At 69.2% G+C, this 5,216-nt stretch carries 6 protein-coding genes; 5 read left to right on the top strand and 1 reads right to left on the bottom strand.

Annotated features, from left to right (window positions below):
• The 4 genes from WA805_RS18455 to WA805_RS18440 all read left to right on the top strand — a co-directional run.
• On the top strand, positions 1–310 hold a 310-nt coding region (locus WA805_RS18455), incomplete at its 5' end, for an HNH endonuclease signature motif containing protein (RefSeq protein WP_425242946.1).
• 541 nt (positions 311–851) lie between these two features.
• Positions 852–2,366, top strand: a complete 1,515-nt coding sequence (gene ltrA, locus WA805_RS18450) for a group II intron reverse transcriptase/maturase (protein ID WP_425242945.1) — start codon at positions 852–854, stop codon at positions 2,364–2,366.
• Between the two features lie 34 nt (positions 2,367–2,400).
• Entirely contained in the window at positions 2,401–2,613 is a 213-nt protein-coding gene (locus tag WA805_RS18445; RefSeq protein ID WP_425242944.1) for a hypothetical protein, read from the top strand.
• A 35-nt stretch (positions 2,614–2,648) separates the two neighbouring features.
• Complete coding sequence (locus WA805_RS18440; RefSeq protein WP_422278006.1) at positions 2,649–2,996, top strand: nuclear transport factor 2 family protein; 348 nt, start codon at positions 2,649–2,651, stop codon at positions 2,994–2,996.
• A gap of 5 nt (positions 2,997–3,001) precedes the next feature.
• Here WA805_RS18440 and WA805_RS18435 read toward each other — a convergent pair whose 3' ends face one another.
• Complete coding sequence (locus WA805_RS18435) at positions 3,002–4,708, bottom strand: alpha-amylase family glycosyl hydrolase (protein ID WP_422286990.1); 1,707 nt, start codon at positions 4,706–4,708, stop codon at positions 3,002–3,004.
• Between the two features lie 71 nt (positions 4,709–4,779).
• On the opposite strand from WA805_RS18435, the gene WA805_RS18430 reads away from it, so the two are divergent.
• A partial coding sequence (locus WA805_RS18430) for a sacsin N-terminal ATP-binding-like domain-containing protein (protein ID WP_425242943.1) occupies positions 4,780–5,216 on the top strand: 437 nt, incomplete at its 3' end.

Below are 5,216 nucleotides of genomic sequence, written 5' to 3'. Positions count from 1 at the left end.
CCTGCTCGCCCCCCCGTACAACACCCCGTCGCTGCCGCTGGACATCGGCTACTCCGACTCCATCCCGGCCAGCATCCGCCGCGCCGTCCAGCTCCGCGACCGCGGCTGCGCCTGGCCACGGTGCGGGAGACCCGCCGCCTGGTGCGACGTGCACCACCTGCAGCACAAGAAAGTCGGCGGCAAAACCGCCGTGAGTGAGTGCGTGCTGCTGTGCCAGTTCCAGTGCGCCACGAGGCGCTGCTGTTCAAGTTCGGTTTTCCGGATGGGGGTGAGAGACCTCCGTTGCCCTGCTGTCGCAGCAGCGGGGTGAAGCTGAGGGCAGCCTGATCCGCGGGTCGGCGGGGAGGGCGGGAGCAGCCCTGACAAAGTCGTGTCGGCCTGGTACTGCCGGACGGGCCGGGCGCGGTGAGCGAGGCGGGAAGGTATACGCGAGGAACCGGTGCTGTTACGCCTCTTAATGCAAAACCAGCTCGAACCCGGTGGATGCGGGCTGGGATGCGGCGCGCACCCCGTGCCCTGCCTTGCCGGGCGGGCCGGGGGAACTCCTGTCCGGGTCTTGGAAGCCTGGGATGGGAGGCCACGGTGAAGGGCTGCGGCGTAGCCGTGGCGATGCCGCAGGGGTAGAGCCGGGTGCCTAACCTGCCGACCGGACAGCAGTGAACGTGGGAACCGCCCGCGACCGCTCCGTTCTGTCTTCCCCGCCAGGGAGGACAGGGGCGGATAGGCGCGGCGCCAGCCGAAGGCTGCGGGCGGGGCGGAGCCGCCGTAGTACTCAGGGGCCGGGAGAGCCGGCTGCACGGGGAAGGGCGGCAGCGTGTCAGTCAGTTACCAGGAGAAAGTGAGGCACTGCAATGCCCGAAGACGCGCCGGGGAATCCCGGCGCCCTGCCCGCAGGACCGGGCGGGGACTTCGCCGCCGAGGTGCAGGACCAGCCGGTCCCGCCGGGGAGGGTACGGGGGATGCAGGCCAGGCTGCACCGCTGGGCGGGAGAAGATCCCTCCCGCCGGTTCGGTGACCTGTTCAACCTCGTCTGCGACCCTGACTTCCTGGCAGAAGCGTGGATGCGCGTCAGGAGCAATAAGGGGTCGCGGACGCCCGGCACTGACGGGGTGACGATCACCCATGTCGAGTACCGGGCCGGGGGCGTGAGCGGCTTCCTGGCCGAGATCCGGGACCAGCTGAAGACCGGTACTTACCGGCCGTCGCCGGTCCGGCAGGTGATGATCCCGAAGAAGAACGGCAAGATGCGCAGACTCGGGATCCCCACCCTGGCCGACCGGGTGGTCCAGGCGTCGCTCAAGCTGGTCCTGGAACCCATCTTCGAGGCGGGCTTCCAGCCGTGCTCGTACGGGTTCCGGCCGGGCCGCCGCGCGCAGGACGCCATAGCCGAGATCCACTACCTGTCATCAGGGACCAGGAAATACCACTGGGTGCTGGAGGCCGACATCAGGGCGTGCTTCGACGAGATCGACCACACCGCCCTGATGGGCCGCCTTCGGGCAAGGATCAAGGACAAGAAAGCCTGCGCGCTGGTAAGGGCGTTCCTCAAGGCCGGGGTCATGACCTGCACCGGCAACCGCGAGGACTCCCTCACCGGCACCCCGCAAGGCGGGATACTCTCCCCGCTGCTGGCCAACATCGCCCTGTCGGCGCTGGACGAGCATTTCGCCGCCCAGTGGCAGGACGACCCGCGGCAGCGCAGCAGGCGCGCAGGAAAGGGCCTGGGCAACTGGCGGCTGATCCGCTACGCCGATGATTTCGTCATCATGGTCAGCGGAGAACGCCGCCACGCCGAGGCCCTGCGCGCCGAGGCAGCCGCCGTCCTGGCCCCGCTGGGGCTGCGGCTTGCGGAAGAGAAAACCCGCGTGGTCCACATCGACGAGGGCTTCGACTTCCTCGGCTTTACCATCCGCCGCAGGCGGAAAAGAGGAACACAGAAGCATTACGTCTACACCGTCCCGTCCAGGAAGGCCATCCAGGCTGTCAAGGACAAGGTCGCGGAGAAAACGTACAGGGCAACCCTGAACCAGGATCTCGCCGCGCTCCTCCAGAGCGTGAACAAGACCCTGGCCGGGTGGGCGAACTACTTCCGGCACGGCGTGTCCAAGAGGGTCTTCAGCACAGTCGATTTCCACGCATGGCACCGCATCATGCGCTGGCTGCGCCGCAAGCACCAAGGACGCAACGGGCTCGGAATGCCAGAACTCCGCCGCAGGTTCTGCCTGCCCGGAACATGGATATTCGCCGCCAGCAGAGTCAGGTTCACCGGCGCGTCAGCCGTACCGGTCAGACGCTACCGCTATCGCGGAGCCAAGATCCCGACCCCGTGGGCACCCCAGCCGGAACACGCCGCCGCAAGCGGCTAAACCCAGCGGCCAAGACACGCGGAAAGCCCGGTGCGTGGAGACACGCACGCCGGGTTTGGCGGGCAGTCCGGGGAAACCCACCGGGACCAATCCCGGCAGGGCGCCCCGGACTGACCCAACCCACGACATCTGCATCCACCGCCGCGGCTGGCGCCTCATCCTGCACCCCGACGGCACCACCACCGCCTACGGCCCGGAGGGCCAGGTCCTGCACAGCCACTCACCGCCCACCGCCCGCGCCGGGTAAACCCGTTTGTCGGTGCCCCTCTTTAGGGTGGGCGCATGGACACGCGACAGGTAGCCCAGCGGTGGGCAGACGTGTGGGAACGCGGCTGGCCCGCGCATGACGTCGCTGCCATCAGCGCGCTTTATGCCGAGGGCGCGTTCTGGCAGCAGCATCCGTTCCTCGACCCGGAGCCGGGCTATCTAGCCCGCGTGTTCGCGGAGGAGGAATCGGCGCAGTGCCGGTTCGGCGCGCCGCTTGTCGACGGTGATCAGGCGGCCGTGCCCTGGACCGCGCAGACCCGGCTGACCGATGGCGGCAGCGAAGACCTGGCCGGGGTGTCGGTGCTCCGGTTCGGAAGCGACGGGCTCGTGGTGGAGGAACGCGACTTCTGGAACCAGCGCTGACGCGGCTAGCGCACCTTCCGGGCCTTGACAACCCTGCGCTTGCGCAGTGAATCGAGCCATTCCTGACCGCTGAGCAGCCGCGTGGTCTTGGCCTCCTTGACCTCGCCCGCGGCCGCAACCGCCATCGCGACGCTCGCGGCGGTCACATCATCCGGTGCCTCATACACGATGAGCACGTCGTACTCGCCGAACGGAAAGCCAGCCACCAGGATCGTGGCTCCCACGTCCTCCAATGCCGGCCTGATCACTTCCACGGGGTTTTGCGGCTCGGTGAGCTGAGCCGCCATCGACTTCGCGGTATAGGAGGCCTGATACATGTACAGCGCCATCGAGATTCCCCTCGGCTGGGACCAGGCGACAAGATTTAAAGATCGTAGACCCGGCCCGGACGGCGGCACCAGCCTACGCTCGTGTAACGCCAGAATCGTCCAGCTGTGCGGCGGGACGAACAGCGGGTCATCGGGGGCTACACCTGCCTCGGCGGTCTCGGCGACGGTCAGCGAATCCGCCTCGACCGGGAACCGGTACGGCTCGTCCCCGACGTTCAGCAGCAGCAGGATCTGGCCGTCGTCGCCGCTGACGCGCAGCGCCATCGCGTCGTTGACCAGGTGCTCGGTGACCGTCCGGGCCCGGACCAGCCACGGGTGCCGGCGCCGGAAGCCGATCAGGCGCTGGTGCAGGCGGTAACACCACGATCCGTTCGGGATGAGATGAGACGGATCCGCCGGAAACGCCGGCCGGACCGCATCGTCGCCACCCTGCCGCTCCTCCTTCACGCCGCGGAACGCCTGCTCGTCGCCGTAGTACACGCTCGGCACGCCCGCCACGCAGAACAGCACCGCGAGCGCGTGCCCCACGTGCCGCTCGTCCTTCAGCATGCTTGCCAGCCGCGTCACGTCATGGTTCCCGACGAAGGTCTGCGGCAGCTCCGCGTCGAGGAAGCCGTTATGCCGCCCGAGCGCGTGGTCCAGCTCGAACAGGTTCCGGTCGTTGAGCGAGGACCAGATCGCTTTCCACAGCTCGTACTGGGTGATCGAGTCGAGCCCGCTCTCGGCCGCGTAGGCGGCGTAGTCGCCGTGGATCATCTCGCCGAGGAACCACGCGGAAGGGAACGACTCCCGCACCGCTGGCAGCGCCTTGGCCCAGAACGTCGGCGGCACCGCGTACGCGGCGTCCAGCCGCCAGCCGCCCGCGCCCCGGCCGAGCCAGTACTTCATCACCTCGATCACGTAGCCGAGCACGGCGGGCTCCTCGTGATCCAGCTTCACTAGCTGGTCATGGCCCTCGAAAATCACATAGCCGCCGTCGGGCCCGCGGGAGAACCAGCGCGCCGCCGGAGTCCCCGCGCCACCGTTGACCGCCGCCTGGAACGCCGGGAACCCGCGGCCCACGTGGTTGAACACCCCGTCGAGGATCACCCGCATGCCGCGCAGGCCGGCGGCGGCGACCAGCGCGTCGAAGTCGCCCTCGTCGCCGAGCCGAGTGTCGATGGTGAAGTGGTCGGTCGTGTCGTAGCCGTGTGTTTCCGACGCGAAGACCGGGCCGAGCAGCAGCCCGTTACAGCCGAGCTCGATCGCATAATCCAGCCAGGCCTCCAGCTGCCGCAGCCGGTGCCTGACCGGCTCGTTCGCGGGCAGCGCAGACCGCTCCGCGCCGGTGAAGCCAAGCGGGTACACGTGCCACAGCACGGCGTGATCTGCCCAGGACTCCACGCGCATACGGTAGCCGCTTCCAAGCCGCCCGGCGATCCGGTCGCCGGGGGCGGGTGGGCTAGTGTCGGGCTGTGCTGGATGAGCCGGGCGATCCGTTCGGAACCGCGGAGCTGCGCGGCCGGGTGCTTGACGCCTGGGCGGCCTCGGCCGCCCGGTTCCGCGAGGACGCGAACGCCGAGGAAGACTACGCGCTCGGCGGGTACCGGGACCGGGTCGTAGTGGAGCTGGCGCAGAACGCGGCAGACGCCGCGGCGCGCGCGGGTGTCCCTGGCCGGCTGCGGCTGACGCTCAGGGACGGGACGCTGACCGCGGCGAACACGGGGGCGGCGCTGGACGCCGCTGGTGTGGAGGCGCTGTCCACGCTGCGTGCCTCGAGCAAGCGGGGACCAGATGCGGCAGGGGAAACGGTGGGCCGGTTCGGCGTGGGATTCGCCGCGGTGGTCGCGGTGAGCGACGCGCCGCGCATCCGGTCGCTGACCGGCACCGTCGGCTGGTCGCGGGACCGGAC

Origin of the sequence: Trebonia sp. (genome assembly GCF_049794275.1) — a bacterium.
Taxonomy (GTDB): domain Bacteria; phylum Actinomycetota; class Actinomycetes; order Streptosporangiales; family Streptosporangiaceae; genus Trebonia.
The sequence above is the reverse complement of the archived record's forward strand: the minus strand, read 5'-3'. Positions and strand labels throughout refer to the sequence as shown.